This is a genomic window from Pseudomonas sp. Ost2, from assembly GCF_018326065.1.
Lineage (GTDB): Bacteria > Pseudomonadota > Gammaproteobacteria > Pseudomonadales > Pseudomonadaceae > Aquipseudomonas > Aquipseudomonas gingeri.
This window is the reverse complement of record NZ_AP021904.1, coordinates 5,366,590-5,383,053: the sequence shown is the minus strand read 5'-3', so window position 1 is coordinate 5,383,053 and position 16,464 is coordinate 5,366,590. Positions and strand designations below refer to the sequence as shown.

Genomic DNA, 16,464 nt, shown 5'->3' with positions numbered 1-16,464 from the left:
CTACGATGTGCTCGGCGCATTGCAGGAAGTCATGGAGGATGAGTATCCCTTGTTGCTGGATACCTTTCTCAACGATTCGGAAAAACGCCTGGGGCAGTTGCACCAGGCCAGCAACGCGATAGAACTGGGGCTGGCGGCCCACAGCTTCAAGGGCAGCAGCAGCAATATGGGCGCGTTGCACCTGGCCGATCTTTGCCGGCAACTGGAAGAGCGGGCCGCGCAATTGCCGCTGACCGGGGTCGAGGACCTCGTGGGGCGGATAGACCGCGAGTACGAGCAGGTACGCCATCTGTACGCCCGCGAGCGCGAGCGGTTCCCGATCAAGCAATGACCTTTGTGGCAATCCGGGCAAGCTGGCCCGAACCTTGCTACCACTCCCTGCATTGACTTTACGATCCCTGTGCAGCGGAGACTGTGTTATGCCCCTCGCTCCCAATTCTCTTCTTCAGGCCACCGCTGCGGCCAAACCCAAGGCGGACCTCGCGAGCAATCCGCCGGCACCGGTCGCGCAGCCCAAGGACAATGCTTCCAGCTTTGCCCAGGTCTACCAGAACAGCCAGGGCAAGTCGGTAAAGACACCTGACAGCCCGGTCAAGGCGAACCGGGACAGCACTCCCGCGGTGCCGGCGAAAAAGGATGTGGTTGCCAGCAACAAGGGGGATGCGGCAAAGCCGGCGGTTGCCGATAGCGGCAATTCCTTGCCTGCCGACAAAACCACCAGCAGCGACACGACGACCAAGGCCGATGACGACCAGGTTGCCTCTGATGACAGCGACAAGGACACCGCCACCGATACACCGGTGGTGGATGCCACGCCAGTGGATCCGACCCTCGATCCGGCGTTGATCCAGGCTGCCGTCACGCCACCGATGCCGGTTCCGGAAGCGCCGCCGGCCGTGGCTCCCGCGCAGCCACCGGTGGTCGAAGCGCCCCTGGCGGCAGCGGTGACCGCGGCGCCGGTGCAGGCCGCCGCGACACCGCCGGCCAGCGACAGTGATTTCGATCCGAATTCCGATCCGCTGGATAACCTGCCCGCCGTGCGTCTGGCGATGGAGCAGGGCGGACATGTGTCGACGACCAGTCAGCCGACTACGAAAACCACCACCAGCAACAACGATACGGATCCTAACCAGGCCCTGAACCAGAACGCCGGCGTGGCCATGCTGGTGGATCAGAAAACCGATGCCGGGACCACCGAGCAGGGCGGCGAAAAATCCTTCAAGGGGTTGATCGAAGACGGCCTGAAGGATCTGAAAAGCGCCTCCAGTGACACCCGTGTCGACGACTTCGCCAATCGCCTGGCGGCCCTGACCCAGGCCGCGGTGCCGAAAACCGCGAACGCGCTGCCGGTCAACCAGCCTCTGGCCATGCATCAGAGTGGCTGGACCGAGGAAGTGGTCAACCGGGTCATGTACCTGTCGAGCGCCAGCATCAAGTCCGCCGATATCCAGCTGGAACCGGCCGAGCTGGGACGACTGGACATCAAGGTCAATATGGCCGCCGACCAGGCGACGCAGATCAGCTTCGTCAGTGGTCATGCCGGCGTGCGTGATGCACTGGAAAGCAATATGTTCCGCCTGCGCGACATGCTCCAGCAGCAGGGCCTGGGGCAGGCCGATGTCAGTGTCTCCGACCAGTCGCGTGGCTGGGCTGGCCAGGGCCAGGATCCGCAACAACAGCAACAGCAGGCCCAGAAAGGCAGCAACAACGGCAGCGGCGGCCGCCTGGATAGCGGCGACGACGATATCGCCATCGCGGCCGCGACCGAAGCGGCAGCCACCAGTGCCAGCGTGGTGGTGGGTTCCAGCGCGGTCGACTACTACGCCTGATTGTCTTCATGGCCGGTGGGTGTTTGTGTGGCATGTGGGAGGGGGCTTGCCCCTGAAGCCTCTTGAGGTCTCAAGGGGCTCTTCGCGGGCAAGCCCGCTCCCACGCAAACCCACTCTCATACAAGCCTGCTCACACCCGGGCCCGCGCCGATATGAGCGGCGTCCTCGCACTGTCCTTTCCCTCTCTGCCAACTCTGGCATAACACTTGCTCCAGCCTTGCCGTGCGACTGTGAAAAACCGAATAGTGACGGATTATTGGCATGGCGAAGAGCGAAGCAGCAGCGGTAAAAGAACCTGGCGGTAAAGGCAAACTCAAGCTGATTATCGTGATCGTGGTGGCTTTGCTATTGGCGATCGGGCTCTCCGTGGGGGCGACCTGGTACTTCATGCACAGCGCCCAGAGCAAGCCGGCACCGGCTCCTGCCGAGGCCAGCACGACCAAGCAGCCGGCGATCTACGAGTCGATGGCGCCGGCGTTTGTCGCCAACTTCAAGGACGCCAACGGCCGCCAGCGCTATATGCAGGTGAGCATTACCATGATGGCGCGCAACCAGGGCGACCTGGAGGCCCTGAAAGTCCATATGCCGGTGATCCGCAACAATCTGGTGATGCTGTTCTCCGGGCAGACCTACGAAACCCTGGCGACCCCGGTCGGCCAGGAGTTGCTGCGCCAGAAAGCCACTGCCAGCGTGCAGGAAGTGGCGCAGAAGGAAGTCGGCAAGGTGGTGGTCGAACAGTTGCTCTTCACTAACTACGTACTGCAGTAGGATCACGACATGGCCGTGCAAGACCTGCTGTCCCAGGATGAGATCGATGCCCTCTTGCATGGTGTCGATGACGGTCTGGTACAGACCGAAAACGCCGCCGAACCCGGCAGCGTCAAAAGCTACGACCTGACCAGCCAGGATCGCATCGTCCGTGGACGCATGCCGACCCTGGAGATGATCAACGAGCGTTTTGCCCGCTACACCCGTATCAGCATGTTCAACATGCTGCGTCGCTCCGCCGATGTGGCGGTGGGCGGGGTTCAGGTGATGAAGTTCGGCGAATACGTGCACTCGCTGTATGTGCCGACCAGTCTCAACCTGGTCAAGATCAAGCCGTTGCGCGGCACGGCGCTGTTCATCCTCGACGCCAAGCTGGTGTTCAAGCTGGTGGACAACTTCTTCGGCGGCGACGGCCGTCACGCCAAGATCGAGGGGCGCGAATTCACCCCGACCGAGCTGCGCGTGGTGCGCATGGTGCTGGAGCAGGCCTTCATCGACTTGAAGGAAGCCTGGCAGGCGATCATGGAAGTCAATTTCGAGTACATCAACTCGGAAGTGAACCCAGCCATGGCCAACATCGTCGGGCCGAGCGAAGCGGTGGTGGTCTCGACCTTCCACATTGAACTCGACGGCGGTGGCGGCGACCTGCACGTGACCATGCCGTACTCGATGATCGAGCCGGTACGGGAAATGCTCGACGCCGGTTTCCAGTCGGACCTCGACGACCAGGACGAACGCTGGGTCAAGGCCCTGCGCGAAGACGTGCTGGATGTGGCGGTGCCGCTCAGTGCCACGGTGGCGCGTCGCCAGTTGCGCCTGCGGGACATCCTGCACATGCAGCCGGGCGACGTGATTCCGGTGGAACTGCCCGAGGACATGGTCATGCGCGCCAACGGCGTGCCGTCGTTCAAGGTCAAGCTCGGTTCCCACAAGGGCAACCTGGCATTGCAAGTGATTGAGCCGATCGAACGCCGTTGAGCGGGTCGATCAAGAATGTGCTGTGTTAACTGATTTTCTGCCCGCCGAGGACAACTGATGGCTGACGAACACGATATGACTGACGACCAGGCCCTGGCTGACGAGTGGGCGGCTGCCCTGGAAGAATCCGGCGAAACCGGCCAGGACGATATCGACGCCCTGCTGGCGGCCGATGCCGGTACCGCGCCGAGCTCCAATCGCCTGCCGATGGAAGAATTCGGCAGTGTGCCGAAAAGCCACGAGCCGGTGACCCTGGACGGGCCGAACCTGGACGTGATCCTGGATATCCCGGTGTCGATCTCCATGGAAGTCGGCAGCACCGATATCAATATCCGCAACCTCCTGCAATTGAACCAGGGGTCGGTCATCGAGCTCGATCGCCTGGCCGGCGAGCCGCTGGATGTGCTGGTCAACGGCACGCTGATTGCCCACGGTGAAGTGGTGGTGGTCAACGAAAAGTTCGGCATCCGTCTGACGGACGTGATCAGCCCGAGCGAACGCATCAAGAAGTTGCGCTGAATGAGCAGGCTTCTCGGCGGTCTCCTGCTGTTGCCGTTCAGTGCGTTGGCGGCTGAGCCCGTGACCAGCGCGGCGGCGGCTGCGCCGGCGGTCGGTGGTGGCATGGCCGGGCAACTGACGCAACTGGTGTTGGGTTTGCTGCTGGTGCTGGGGATCATCTTTGCCTTGGCCTGGCTGTTGCGCCGGGTGCAGCAGGCGGGGCCGGCGGGCAAGAAAGGGCAGGTGATCGAACTGATCGGCTCCCGTGCCCTCGGGCCGCGGGACCGGCTGGTGCTGGTGCAGGTCGGCAACGAGCAGATCCTGCTCGGGCTGACACCGGGCACCATCACGCCCTTGCATGTGCTCAAGGAGCCGGTCCAGGTTCCGAATGGCGAGCCGGCGACCCCGGAGTTCGCTCAACGCCTGATGGAATTGCTGGGTAAGGACAAGAAGTGATGGCTGCGTTGCGTTTTATCCTCGGCCTGACGCTGGTGCTGGCCGCGCCGCTGGCGTTCGGCGCCGATCCGCTGTCGATCCCGGCCATCACCCTCGGCACCGGGGCCAACGGACAGCAGGAGTACTCGGTCAGCCTGCAGATCCTGCTGATCATGACGGCGCTGAGTTTCATCCCGGCGTTCGTCATCCTGATGACCAGCTTTACCCGGATCATCATCGTCTTCTCGATCCTGCGCCAGGCCCTGGGCCTGCAGCAGACGCCGTCGAACCAGATCCTGACCGGCATGGCGATGTTCCTGACCCTGTTCATCATGGCGCCGGTCTTCGACAAGGTGAACCAGGATGCCCTGCAGCCCTACCTGGCCGAGAAACTCACGGCCCAGGATGCGGTGCTCAAGGCCCAGGGGCCGATCAAGGACTTCATGCTGGCGCAGACCCGCAGCAGCGACCTGGAGCTGTTCATGCGCCTGTCCAAGCGCACCGACATCGCCACGCCCGACCAGGCGCCGCTGACCATTATCGTGCCGGCCTTCGTCACCTCCGAGTTGAAGACCGCGTTCCAGATCGGCTTCATGATCTTCATTCCGTTCCTGGTCATCGACCTGGTGGTCGCCAGTGTGTTGATGGCGATGGGTATGATGATGCTGTCGCCGTTGATCATTTCCCTGCCGTTCAAGATCATGCTGTTCGTGCTGGTGGATGGCTGGGCGCTGATCATCGGTACCCTGGCGAGCAGTTTTGGTGGTGTCTAGAACCTTCACGAGTAGTGCGCCATGACGCCTGAAGTTGCAATTGACATCTTTCGCGATGCCCTCTGGCTGACCACGCTGATGGTCACCGTGCTGGTGGTTCCGACCCTGCTTATAGGTCTGCTGGTGGCGATGTTCCAGGCCGCCACGCAGATCAACGAACAGACCCTGGGTTTCCTGCCGCGCCTGCTGGTGATGCTCATCACCCTGATTGTCGCCGGTCCCTGGCTGGTGCAGAAATTCATGGAATACATCCTGTCGCTCTACGGCAGTATCCCGCAGGTCATCGGCTGACATGTCGCTGCTCGCGCTGACCGATACGCAGATCAGCACCTGGGTCGCCAGTTTCATGCTGCCGATGTTCCGGGTCGGCGCGGTGGTCATGACCATGCCGATCTTCGGGACCACCCTGGTGCCGCGGCGGGTACGGTTGTACTTTATCTTTGCTATCACCGTGGTGATCGCGCCGGGCCTGCCGCCGATGCCCGAGGTGCATCCGCTGGATCTCAGCGGACTGATGCTGATTGCCGAGCAGATCATCTTCGGCGCCTTGCTCGGTTTCTCCCTGCAGTTGTTCTTCCAGGCCTTCGTGGTCGCCGGGCAGATTGTCGCGGTGCAGATGGGCATGGGCTTCGCGTCCATGGTCGACCCGATCAACGGCGTCTCCAGTGCGGTGATCGGGCAGTTTTTCACCATGCTGGTGACGCTGATGTTCCTGGCGATGAATGGCCATCTGGTGGTGTTCGAGGTGCTGACCGAGAGCTTCACCACCTTCCCGGTCGGCAGCGGGCTGTCGACCACGGATCTGTGGGTGATTGCCGGCAAGCTCGGCTGGGTTCTCGGCGCGGCGTTGATGCTGGTGCTGCCGGCGATCACCGCCTTGCTGGTGGTCAACGTGGCCTTCGGCATCATGACTCGCGCCGCGCCGCAGTTGAACATCTTCTCCATCGGTTTCCCGCTGACGCTGGTGCTGGGGATGTTCATCCTCTGGATCAGCCTGGGCGATATCCTCAACCAGTATCAACCGCTGGCCGTCGAGGCCCTGCAGTTCCTACGTCAACTGATACGGGCGCCCTGAGCCATGGCAGAGAGCGAGAGCGGTCAGGACAAGACAGAAGACCCCACGGAGAAAAGGAAGAAGGACTCCCGTGAGAAGGGCGAGATTGCCCGTTCCAAGGAACTCAACACCCTGGCGGTGATGTTGGCCGGCACCGGTGGCCTGCTGGTCTTTGGTGGCGCGCTGGCGCAGGACATGGCCGAGTTGATGCGCCTGAACTTCACGCTTTCGCGGGAAGTGATACTCGACCAGCGCTACATGGCGATCTTCCTCCTGCAGTCGGGCAAGATAGCGCTCTGGGCGGTTCAGCCGGTCCTGCTGACCTTGTTGCTGGCCGCCTTTATCGGACCGATCTCCCTGGGGGGGTGGCTGTTCGCGGCCGGTAGTCTGGCACCCAAGTTCAGCCGGATGAATCCTCTGGCCGGGCTCAAGCGGATGTTCTCGACCAAGGCCCTGGTGGAGTTGCTCAAGGCCCTGGCGAAATTCATCATCGTGCTGTTGGTGGCCCTGGCGGTATTGTCGTCGGATATCGACGATCTGGTGCGGATTGCCCATGAACCCCTGGAGTCGTCGATTATCCACAGTCTGCAGGTGGTGGGGTGGAGCGCCTTGTGGATGTCCCTCGGGTTGCTGCTGATTGCCGCAGTGGATGTGCCGGTACAGCTCTGGGAAAGCCACAAGAAGCTGCTGATGACCAAGCAGGAAGTGCGTGACGAATACAAGGACCAGGAAGGCCGTCCGGAGGTCAAGCAGCGGATTCGCCAGCTGCAGCGCGAGATGTCCCAGCGGCGGATGATGGCGGCGATTCCCGAGGCGGATGTGGTCATCACCAACCCGACCCACTACGCGGTGGCGCTCAAGTACGATGCCGAGAAGGGCGGGGCGCCGGTGCTGCTGGCCAAGGGCAATGACTTCATCGCCCTGAAGATCCGCGAGATCGCCGTCGAGCACGAGATCATGCTGCTCGAATCGCCGGCCCTGGCGCGTTCGATCTACTACTCCACCGAGTTGGACCAGGAGATTCCGGCGGGGCTCTACCTGGCGGTGGCGCAGGTGCTCGCCTATGTCTTCCAGATCCGCCAGTTCCGCGCGGGCAAGGGCAAGCGTCCGGATCCGCTCAAGGACAACCTGCCGATTCCACCGGACCTGCGCCGCGATTCCTGAACATTTCTCCTGTCCGTCGATCGTCCCCCGCATTTTCAGTCACTTCCACAGAGTTGGAAGGTTTCTTGCACAAGCAGGTTTTGCGACGCTTTCAGCGTCAAAAGTTTGCTTCAAGGTGACGAGGAATACCGGTGGACCGCACTCAATTTATCAACACGGCGCGCAGCAATGTGAGTGGTCTCGGCCGGGGCAACCTGGGCGTGCCGCTGCTGCTGTTGGTCATGCTGGCGATGATGATGTTGCCAGTGCCGGCGTTCCTGCTGGACGTCTTCTTCACCTTCAACATCGCCCTGTCGATTGTCGTCCTGCTGGTCTGCGTCTACGCCCTGCGGCCGCTGGACTTCGCCGTCTTCCCGACCATCCTGCTGATCGCCACGCTGTTGCGCCTGGCCCTGAACGTGGCCTCCACCCGGGTGGTGATGCTCCACGGCCAGGACGGTCACGCCGCCGCGGGCAAGGTGATCCAGGCCTTCGGCGAGGTGGTGATCGGTGGTAACTACGTGGTCGGTATCGTGGTTTTCGCCATCCTGATGATCATCAACTTCGTCGTGGTGACCAAGGGCGCCGGGCGGATTTCCGAGGTCAGCGCGCGTTTCACCCTCGATGCGATGCCCGGCAAGCAGATGGCGATCGACGCCGATCTCAACGCCGGCCTGATCGATCAGCCACAAGCCAAGCTGCGCCGCCTGGAAGTGGCCCAGGAGGCCGAGTTCTACGGCTCCATGGACGGTGCCAGCAAATTCGTCCGCGGTGACGCCATCGCCGGTTTGCTGATTCTGTTCATCAACCTGATCGGCGGCATGGCGGTCGGTATCTTCCAGCACAACATGTCGTTTGCCGACGCCGGCAAGGTCTACGCCCTGCTGACCATCGGTGACGGTTTAGTGGCGCAGTTGCCATCACTGTTGTTATCCACAGCAGCGGCCATCATGGTGACCCGTGCTTCCGGCTCGGAAGACATGGGCAAGCAGATCAACCGGCAGATGTTCGCCTCGCCCAAGGCCCTCGGCGTGGCCGCCGGCCTGATGGCGGTGATGGGCCTGGTGCCGGGCATGCCGCACTTTTCCTTCCTCAGCCTGGCGCTGGTGGCAGGTGGCGCGGCTTACCTGCTGTGGAAAAAGCAGAACGTGGTCAAGGTCCAGGCCCTGGCCGAAGTGCAGCGCCAGCAGGAGCTCCTGCCGTCGCCGGCCCGCGCCATGGAAACCAAAGAGCTGGGCTGGGATGACGTCACGCCGATCGACATGATCGGCCTGGAAGTGGGTTATCGCCTGATTCCGCTGGTGGACCGCAACCAGGGCGGGCAATTGCTGGCACGGATCAAGGGCGTGCGCAAGAAGCTGTCCCAGGATCTCGGCTTCCTGATGCCGACTGTGCATATTCGTGACAACCTCGACCTGGCGCCCAGTGCGTATCGCCTGACCCTGATGGGCGTGACCCTGGCCGAAGCGGAGATCTACCCGGATCGCGAACTGGCGATCAACCCGGGCCAGGTCTACGGCACCCTCAACGGCATTACCGCCAAGGACCCGGCTTTCGGCCTGGAGGCGGTCTGGATCGAGATCAGCCAGCGCGCCCAGGCGCAGTCGCTGGGCTACACCGTAGTGGACGCCAGCACGGTGGTGGCGACGCACCTCAACCAGATTCTCTACAAGCACTCCAGCGAGCTGATCGGCCACGAAGAAGTCCAGCAGCTCATGCAACTGCTGGCCAAGGGCTCGCCGAAGCTGGCCGAAGAGCTGGTGCCGGGCATCATTTCCCTGTCGCACCTGCTCAAGGTGCTGCAGTGCCTGCTGGCCGAACACGTGCCGGTACGCGATATCCGCAGCATTGCCGAAGCCATCGCAAACAATGCCGCCAAGAGTCAAGATACTGCCGCTCTGGTGGCGGCAGTGCGTGTCGGCTTGTCTCGCGCAATCGTCCAAAGCATTGTAGGGCTTGACTCCGAGCTGCCTGTGATCACCTTGGAACCAAGGTTGGAACAAATATTGCTCAATAGTCTGCAGAAGGCCGGACAAGGCTCGGAAGAGGGGGTTCTCCTGGAACCGAGCATGGCCGAAAAACTCCAGCGTTCACTGATCGACGCCGCCCAGCGCCAAGAGATGCAAGGGCAGCCGGTGATCCTGCTGGTGGCCGGTCCGGTTCGCGCGATGCTTTCGCGGTTCGGACGCCTGGCGGTACCAAGTCTGCATGTCTTGGCCTACCAGGAAATTCCGGACAACAAGCAAGTCACCATCGTTGCGACAGTAGGGCCCAACGGCTGAGGTAGTGGGTTATGCAAGTTAAGCGTTTTTTCGCCGCCGATATGCGTCAGGCCATGAAGCTGGTTCGTGATGAGCTGGGCTCGGACGCGGCCATCATCGGCAACCGCCGCATCGCGGGCGGTGTCGAGCTGACGGCTGCCCTGGACTACAAGCTCTCGGCCCTGGCGCCGCGTGTACCGAACATGGAGCTCGAGGACGAGCTGCGCAAGACCCAGTCGCGGATCGTCACCGCCCAGGCCGAACTGAGCCTGCGCAGCGAGGGCGAGAGCGATGCGACCACCAATCGCCAGTTGTTCGCCGGCCTGCCGCTGACCGCTGCCGAGCCGCTGATCGAACCGACTTTCGACGAGCCGCGTCGCCCGGCCCCGGCGCCTGTCGCGGCGGCCCCGGCGGTGGACCAGCGGGTCTTCGATTCGATGCGTTTCGAGCTCAACGGCCTGCGCGAGCTGCTGGAAGTCCAGCTCGGCTCCCTGGCCTGGAACCAGTTGCAAGGCAGCCAGCCGGCGCAGGCCAACCTCTGGCGCCGCCTGCAGCGTGTCGGCCTGTCCGGCCCGCTGTCGCGCGACCTGCTGGCACTGATCACCGGCATCGAAGAGCCGCGTCAGGCCTGGCGTATGCTGCTGGCGCACCTGGCCCGGATGATCGTCACTCCCGAGATCGAACCCTTGGAAGAGGGCGGGGTCATAGCCATGGTCGGTCCGGCCGGCATGGGCAAGACCACCACGCTGGCCAAGCTGGCGGCGCGCTACGTGCTCAAGTACGGTGCGCAGAACATCGCCCTGGTCAGCATGGACAGCTTCCGTATCGGTGCCCAGGAACAGCTCAAGACCCTGGGGCGGATCCTCAACGTACCCGTGACCCACGTCGACCCGGGCCAGTCCCTGGCGCAAGCCCTCGATCCGCTGCTGCGCAAGCGCGTCGTGCTGATCGATACCGCCGGCCTGCAGGCCAGCGACCCGGCGCTGCGCATGCAACTGGAAAGCCTGGCCGGACGCGGGATCAAGGCCAAGAATTACCTGGTCCTGGCCACGACCAGCCAGAAACAGGTGTTGACCGCCGCCTACCACAGCTACAAGCGCTGCGGGCTGGCTGGCTGCATCCTGACTAAACTGGATGAAACGGCGAGTCTCGGCGAAGTGCTGAGCCTGGCCATCAGCCACGAATTGCCGGTGGCCTATCTGACCGATGGTCCAAGGATTCCGGACGATCTGCATTTGCCGCGCCGCCACCAGCTGGTGAGCCGCGCAGTCAGTGTGCAAATGCAGGAAGAACCCAGCGAAGAGGCCATGGCCGATATGTTCGCTGACATCTACCACAGCCCGTCCAAACGAGTGGGTTGAGGTAATCATGAAGACGTTGCAATGCACCTACATCGATGGTCTGCCAGGCATTAGTTCCCTCCGGGAACGCGCAGCCAGTTATGTGGCCTTCCGTCTAAGCAAGACAAGGTAAGAAGAGAACATGGGCAGCATGCATCCCGTACAGGTGATCGCGGTGACCGGCGGCAAGGGTGGCGTCGGGAAGACTAACGTGTCAGTGAACTTGTCCCTGGCGCTGGCTGAGCTTGGCCGGCGGGTCATGCTGCTGGACGCCGACCTGGGGCTGGCGAATGTCGACGTCCTGCTGGGGCTGACCCCCAAACGCACCCTGGCCGACGTGGTCGAGGGGCGCTGTGAGTTGCGTGATGTGCTGTTGCAGGGGCCGGGCGGGATCCGTATCGTGCCGGCCGCCTCCGGCACCCAGAGCATGGTCCACCTGAGCCCGGCCCAGCATGCCGGCCTGATCCAGGCGTTCAGCGATATTGGCGACAACCTCGATGTGCTGGTGATCGACACCGCTGCGGGTATTGGTGACTCGGTAGTCAGTTTTGTCCGCGCGGCCCAGGAAGTCCTGCTGGTGGTCTGCGACGAGCCGACCTCGATCACTGACGCCTATGCCCTGATCAAGCTGCTCAACCGCGACTACGGCATGAACCGTTTCCGCGTGCTGGCCAACATGGCCCAGAGCCCCCAGGAAGGTCGCAATCTGTTCGCCAAGTTGACCAAGGTCACGGATCGCTTCCTCGATGTAGCCCTACAATACGTCGGTGCCGTTCCCTACGATGAATGCGTACGCAAGGCCGTGCAGAAGCAGCGCGCGGTCTACGAAGCGTTCCCTCGTTCGAAATGCGCCCTGGCGTTCAAGGCCATTGCCCAGAAGGTCGACACCTGGCCGTTGCCCGCCAACCCACGCGGGCACCTGGAGTTCTTCGTCGAACGTCTGGTGCATCAGACGAGTGCGGGACCAGTGCTATGACTGCCAGTGGCTATCGCATGTATTCCAAGTCGTCGCGTGACAGCCAGTATGAGTTGATCGAGCGTTATGCGCCTCTGGTCAAGCGGATCGCCTATCACTTGCTGGCGCGGCTGCCGGCCAGTGTGCAGGTCGAGGACCTGATCCAGGCGGGCATGATCGGCCTGCTGGAAGTCTCGACCAAGTATGACTCCAGCAAAGGTGCGAGTTTCGAGACCTATGCCGGTATCCGGATTCGCGGCGCGATGCTCGATGAGGTCCGCAAGGGCGACTGGGCACCCCGTTCGGTACACCGCAATACCCGTATGGTCAGTGACGCAATCAGGGCAATTGAAGCGAAAACCGGTCGTGACGCTAAAGATCACGAGGTTGCAGCCGAACTCCAATTGAGTCTCGATGATTATTACGGGATTTTGAACGATACCCTGGGCAGCCGATTGTTCAGTTTCGACGACCTGTTGCAGGACGGCGAGCATGAAGGGCTGCACGAGGATGGCGCGAGTGCTCATCTCGAGCCGTCACGCGATCTGGAGGATGAACGCTTCCAGGCGGCGCTGGCGGATGCGATTGCCAATTTGCCGGAGCGTGAGCGACTGGTCTTGGCGCTGTACTACGACGAGGAGCTGAACCTCAAGGAAATCGGTGAGGTACTGGGGGTCAGCGAATCGCGAGTCAGCCAGTTACACAGCCAGTGCGCGGCCCGCTTGCGGGGGCGTTTGGGAGAGTGGCGAGCGCGTTGACAGGCAGTGTGGGGACACTGCGAACGAGACCGATGCAGCGTTTGACGGTGTGTCGGCGGCTCGGCCGGTTGTGGTTTCCATGCAGTAGTCGAGTGTTGTGCCGAATTGATTGAACAGCGCGTTCAGGTGCTGAAACGCGTTTAAGACTGCTTGGAGGTCGAATTGAACAAGAACATGAAAATCCTCATTGTTGATGACTTCTCAACGATGCGGCGGATCATCAAGAACCTGTTGCGTGACCTCGGGTTCACCAACACGGTCGAGGCCGATGACGGTACTACCGCCATTCCGGTCCTCAACAGCGGTAGCATCGACTTTCTGGTCACCGACTGGAACATGCCCGGCATGACCGGCATCGACCTGCTGCGCCACGTGCGTGCCGATGAAAAGCTCAAGCACCTGCCGGTCCTGATGGTCACGGCCGAAGCCAAGCGCGAGCAGATCATCGAAGCCGCCCAGGCCGGCGTCAACGGCTATGTGGTCAAACCATTCACGGCCCAGGCGCTGAAAGAGAAGATCGAAAAGATCTTCGAACGCATCGGTTGATGAAGTCCGCCACGGGGGCGCTATGGAGCACAACGAATCTTCACTGGGCGATTTTGAATCGACCCTGAAAAAACATGCCCGTGAACTGGTCGACAGCCTTGAAAAAGGCCGTTTCGGCGATGCGGTGCAAATGATCCATGAGCTGAACCAGACCCGTGACCGCGGCCTGTATCTGGAAGTCGGCAAGCTGACCCGCGAGCTGCACAGTGCGATCGTCAATTTCCAGATTGACCCGACCATGCCGCAAGCCGAGGAAGTTTCGCAGATCACCGACGCCACCGAGCGCCTGTCCTATGTGGTCAGGCTGACCGAGGCGGCGGCCAATCGCACCATGGACCTGGTGGAGAGCGCGACCCCGCGGGTCAGTGGCCTGAACGAGGAAGCCAAGGCCCTGAGCGCCGACTGGGGTCGCTTCATGCGGCGTGAAGTCGGTGCCGAAGAGTTTCGCGCACTGGCCCGGCGGGTCGACGGTTTCCTTTCGCGCAGCGAGCAGGAGACCCGTGCGGTATCGAGCGATCTCAACGACATCCTGCTGGCCCAGGATTACCAGGACCTTACCGGCCAGGTGATCAAGCGCGTCACGCAGATGGTCACCGAAGTCGAAAGCAATCTGCTCAAACTGGTGCTGATGGCCAGCCAGGTGGATCGTTTTGCGGGTATCGAACATGACCGCGAAGCCATCCTCGCGGAAAAAGATCCACAAAAACAGATGGCAAAGGGTGAAGGTCCGCAGATTCATGCCGATAAACGTGAAGACGTTATGTCCGGTCAGGACGATGTCGACGATTTGCTTTCCAGCCTTGGATTCTAGGAGCACCCATACACATGAGCTTCGGCGCCGATGAAGAGATCCTTCAGGATTTCCTGGTTGAGGCCGGCGAGATTCTTGAGCAACTGTCCGAGCAACTGGTCGAGCTGGAAAGCCGCCCGGATGACGCGGATCTGCTCAATGCCATTTTTCGCGGTTTTCACACTGTAAAAGGGGGCGCCGGCTTCCTCCAGCTCAACGAGCTGGTGGAGTGCTGTCACATCGCCGAGAACGTGTTCGACATCCTGCGCAAGGGTGAGCGTCGCGTCGACTCGGAACTGATGGACGTGGTCCTGGAAGCGCTGGACGCGGTCAACGGCATGTTCGGCGAAGTCCGCGAACGCAGCCCGATCACCGCGGCCACCCCGGAACTGCTGGCCGCCCTGGCGCGCCTGGCGGAGCCGGCCGCTGCTGGTGAAGCACCGGCTGCCGTGGTGGAGGAAGCGGTCGTCGAGCCGGTCGCCGAAAGCGATTCCGGCGACATCACCGACAATGAATTCGAACTGCTCCTCGACTCGCTCAACGCGGTCAAGGAACAGGCACAGGCGCCCGCGGCGCCAGCCCCGGTCGCCGCCGAAGCGGGTAGCGACGAGATCACCGACGCCGAGTTCGAGTCGTTGCTCGATCAGTTGCACGGCAAGGGCCAGTTCGCCCCCGAGGCTATTGCCGCCGAAGCCGCCGCAGCGGCGAGCGCGGCGGCCGCACCGGCCTCGACGGCGGAAAGCTCCGATATCACCGACGACGAATTCGAAGCCCTGCTCGACCAGTTGCATGGCAAGGGTTCGTTCAAGGTCGACGCCCTCGACGCGGCAGCGGCTTCCGCGCCGGCGGCGAAAGCCCCGGATAGCGCGGCGGCAGCGGGCAGCGACCTGATCACCGACCACGAGTTCGAATCCCTGCTCGACGAGTTGCACGGCAAGGGCAAGTTCTCCGAAGTGGCGGGTGGCACCACGGCGGCTGTGGCAGCACCGGCAGCGGCCGCCGCCAAGCCGGCTGCGGCGCCTGCGGCCAAGGTGGAAGCCAAGGCCGAGCCGGCCAAGCCAGCGCCTGCGCCCGCTGCTGCTGCTGCTGCTGCGCCTGCCCCCGCGCGGGCTCCGGCGGCAGCGGCGGCGGAAAAGCCAGCCAGTGAAGCCGAGACCACCGTACGGGTCGATACCGCACGCCTCGACGAGATCATGAACATGGTCGGCGAGTTGGTGCTGGTGCGTAACCGTCTGGTGCGCCTGGGCCTCAACAGCGGCGACGAAGCCATGTCCAAGGCGGTGTCCAACCTCGACGTGGTGACTGCCGACCTGCAGACCGCGGTGATGAAGACCCGCATGCAGCCGATCAAGAAAGTCTTCGGCCGCTTCCCGCGCCTGGTTCGCGACCTGGCCCGGCAGTTGAAGAAAGAGATCAACCTGGAACTGGTGGGTGAAGAGACCGACCTCGACAAGAACCTTGTCGAGGCCCTGGCCGACCCGCTGGTCCACCTGGTGCGCAACTCGGTCGACCACGGTATCGAAGAGCCGGCCGATCGCGAAGCCATGGGCAAGCCCCGCAGCGGTCGGGTCGTGCTCTCGGCGGAACAGGAAGGCGACCACATCCTGCTGTCGATCTCCGATGACGGCAAGGGCATGGACGCCGATGTGCTGCGCGGCATCGCCGTGAAGAAAGGCCTGATGGACAAGGATGCGGCTGACCGTCTCAGCGAGACCGACTGCTTCAACCTGATCTTCGCCCCGGGCTTCTCGACCAAGACCGAGATTTCCGACGTGTCCGGTCGTGGCGTGGGCATGGACGTGGTGAAGACCAAGATCGCCCAGCTCAACGGCACCATCAATATCTACTCGACCAAGGGCAAGGGCTCGAAGATCGTCATCAAGGTCCCGTTGACCCTGGCGATCATGCCGACCCTGATGGTCATGCTCGGCAACCAGGCCTTTGCGTTCCCGCTGGTCAACGTCAACGAGATCTTCCACCTCGACCTGTCGCGCACCAACGTGGTCGACGGCCAGGAAGTGGTGATCGTGCGGGACAAGGCCCTGCCGCTGTTCTACCTCAAGCGCTGGCTGGTCAGCTCTGCCGCTCACGAAGAGCAGCGCGAAGGCCATGTGGTGATCCTTTCGGTGGGCACGCAGCGGATCGGCTTCGTCGTCGATCAACTGGTCGGCCAGGAAGAAGTGGTCATCAAGCCGCTGGGCAAAATGCTGCAGGGAACCCCGGGCATGTCGGGCGCCACCATCACCGGTGACGGTCGCATCGCGCTGATTCTCGATGTGCCGAGCATGCTCAAGCGTTACGCCGCACGGCGTATTTGATTCTGGTTCGGCGGCGGT

General features: G+C 62.4%; 17 protein-coding genes. All 17 read left to right on the top strand.

Annotation, left to right across the window (positions count from 1 at the left end; genetic code table 11):
* The first annotated feature begins 31 nt into the window (after window positions 1-31).
* The 17 genes from KI243_RS23560 to KI243_RS23480 all read left to right on the top strand — a co-directional run bounded on the left by KI243_RS23560 (window position 32) and on the right by KI243_RS23480 (window position 16,446).
* A complete protein-coding gene (locus KI243_RS23560) occupies window positions 32-331 on the top strand; it encodes an Hpt domain-containing protein (RefSeq protein WP_042934657.1) in 300 nt (99 codons plus the stop codon).
* An 88-nt stretch (window positions 332-419) separates the two neighbouring features.
* Window positions 420-1,829, top strand: coding sequence for a flagellar hook-length control protein FliK (locus KI243_RS23555; RefSeq protein ID WP_178991578.1), 1,410 nt, complete (start codon window positions 420-422; stop codon window positions 1,827-1,829).
* Between the two features lie 261 nt (window positions 1,830-2,090).
* A complete protein-coding gene (gene fliL / locus KI243_RS23550; RefSeq protein WP_177108742.1) occupies window positions 2,091-2,597 on the top strand; it encodes a flagellar basal body-associated protein FliL in 507 nt (168 codons plus the stop codon).
* Between the two features lie 9 nt (window positions 2,598-2,606).
* A complete protein-coding gene (gene fliM / locus KI243_RS23545; RefSeq protein ID WP_017124417.1) occupies window positions 2,607-3,575 on the top strand; it encodes a flagellar motor switch protein FliM in 969 nt (322 codons plus the stop codon).
* 57 nt (window positions 3,576-3,632) lie between these two features.
* Window positions 3,633-4,094 (top strand): flagellar motor switch protein FliN, encoded by a 462-nt coding sequence (gene fliN / locus KI243_RS23540; protein WP_017124416.1) that lies wholly within the window; start codon window positions 3,633-3,635, stop codon window positions 4,092-4,094.
* A complete protein-coding gene (gene fliO, locus KI243_RS23535) occupies window positions 4,095-4,529 on the top strand; it encodes a flagellar biosynthetic protein FliO (protein WP_017124415.1) in 435 nt (144 codons plus the stop codon). It abuts the gene before it with no gap.
* Window positions 4,529-5,281, top strand: a complete 753-nt coding sequence (fliP, locus tag KI243_RS23530) for a flagellar type III secretion system pore protein FliP (RefSeq protein WP_017124414.1) — start codon at window positions 4,529-4,531, stop codon at window positions 5,279-5,281. The genes fliO and fliP overlap by 1 nt, the downstream gene beginning before the upstream one ends.
* A 21-nt stretch (window positions 5,282-5,302) precedes the next feature.
* Window positions 5,303-5,572 (top strand): flagellar biosynthetic protein FliQ, encoded by a 270-nt coding sequence (locus KI243_RS23525; RefSeq protein WP_017124413.1) that lies wholly within the window; start codon window positions 5,303-5,305, stop codon window positions 5,570-5,572.
* Window position 5,573: 1 nt separating this feature from the next.
* Window positions 5,574-6,356 (top strand): flagellar biosynthetic protein FliR, encoded by a 783-nt coding sequence (fliR, locus tag KI243_RS23520; RefSeq protein ID WP_017124412.1) that lies wholly within the window; start codon window positions 5,574-5,576, stop codon window positions 6,354-6,356.
* A gap of 3 nt (window positions 6,357-6,359) precedes the next feature.
* Complete coding sequence (gene flhB, locus KI243_RS23515; RefSeq protein ID WP_103032651.1) at window positions 6,360-7,499, top strand: flagellar biosynthesis protein FlhB; 1,140 nt, start codon at window positions 6,360-6,362, stop codon at window positions 7,497-7,499.
* A 131-nt stretch (window positions 7,500-7,630) separates the two neighbouring features.
* On the top strand, window positions 7,631-9,760 hold the full coding sequence (gene flhA / locus KI243_RS23510; protein WP_212809970.1) for a flagellar biosynthesis protein FlhA: 2,130 nt from the start codon (window positions 7,631-7,633) through the stop codon (window positions 9,758-9,760).
* Between the two features lie 11 nt (window positions 9,761-9,771).
* On the top strand, window positions 9,772-11,100 hold the full coding sequence (flhF, locus tag KI243_RS23505) for a flagellar biosynthesis protein FlhF (protein ID WP_017124410.1): 1,329 nt from the start codon (window positions 9,772-9,774) through the stop codon (window positions 11,098-11,100).
* Between the two features lie 121 nt (window positions 11,101-11,221).
* Window positions 11,222-12,055 (top strand): flagellar synthesis regulator FleN, encoded by an 834-nt coding sequence (fleN, locus tag KI243_RS23500; RefSeq protein ID WP_017124409.1) that lies wholly within the window; start codon window positions 11,222-11,224, stop codon window positions 12,053-12,055.
* Window positions 12,052-12,792, top strand: a complete 741-nt coding sequence (gene fliA, locus KI243_RS23495) for an RNA polymerase sigma factor FliA (protein ID WP_017124408.1) — start codon at window positions 12,052-12,054, stop codon at window positions 12,790-12,792. The genes fleN and fliA overlap by 4 nt, the downstream gene beginning before the upstream one ends.
* A gap of 174 nt (window positions 12,793-12,966) precedes the next feature.
* On the top strand, window positions 12,967-13,338 hold the full coding sequence (locus KI243_RS23490) for a chemotaxis response regulator CheY (protein WP_003183998.1): 372 nt from the start codon (window positions 12,967-12,969) through the stop codon (window positions 13,336-13,338).
* 22 nt (window positions 13,339-13,360) lie between these two features.
* Window positions 13,361-14,149 carry a protein phosphatase CheZ gene (locus KI243_RS23485; protein WP_017124407.1) on the top strand — a complete coding sequence of 263 codons (789 nt, stop codon included), beginning with the start codon at window positions 13,361-13,363 and terminating at the stop codon, window positions 14,147-14,149.
* Window positions 14,150-14,163: 14 nt separating this feature from the next.
* Window positions 14,164-16,446, top strand: a complete 2,283-nt coding sequence (locus KI243_RS23480; protein ID WP_177130318.1) for a chemotaxis protein CheA — start codon at window positions 14,164-14,166, stop codon at window positions 16,444-16,446.
* Window positions 16,447-16,464 lie beyond the last annotated feature (18 nt).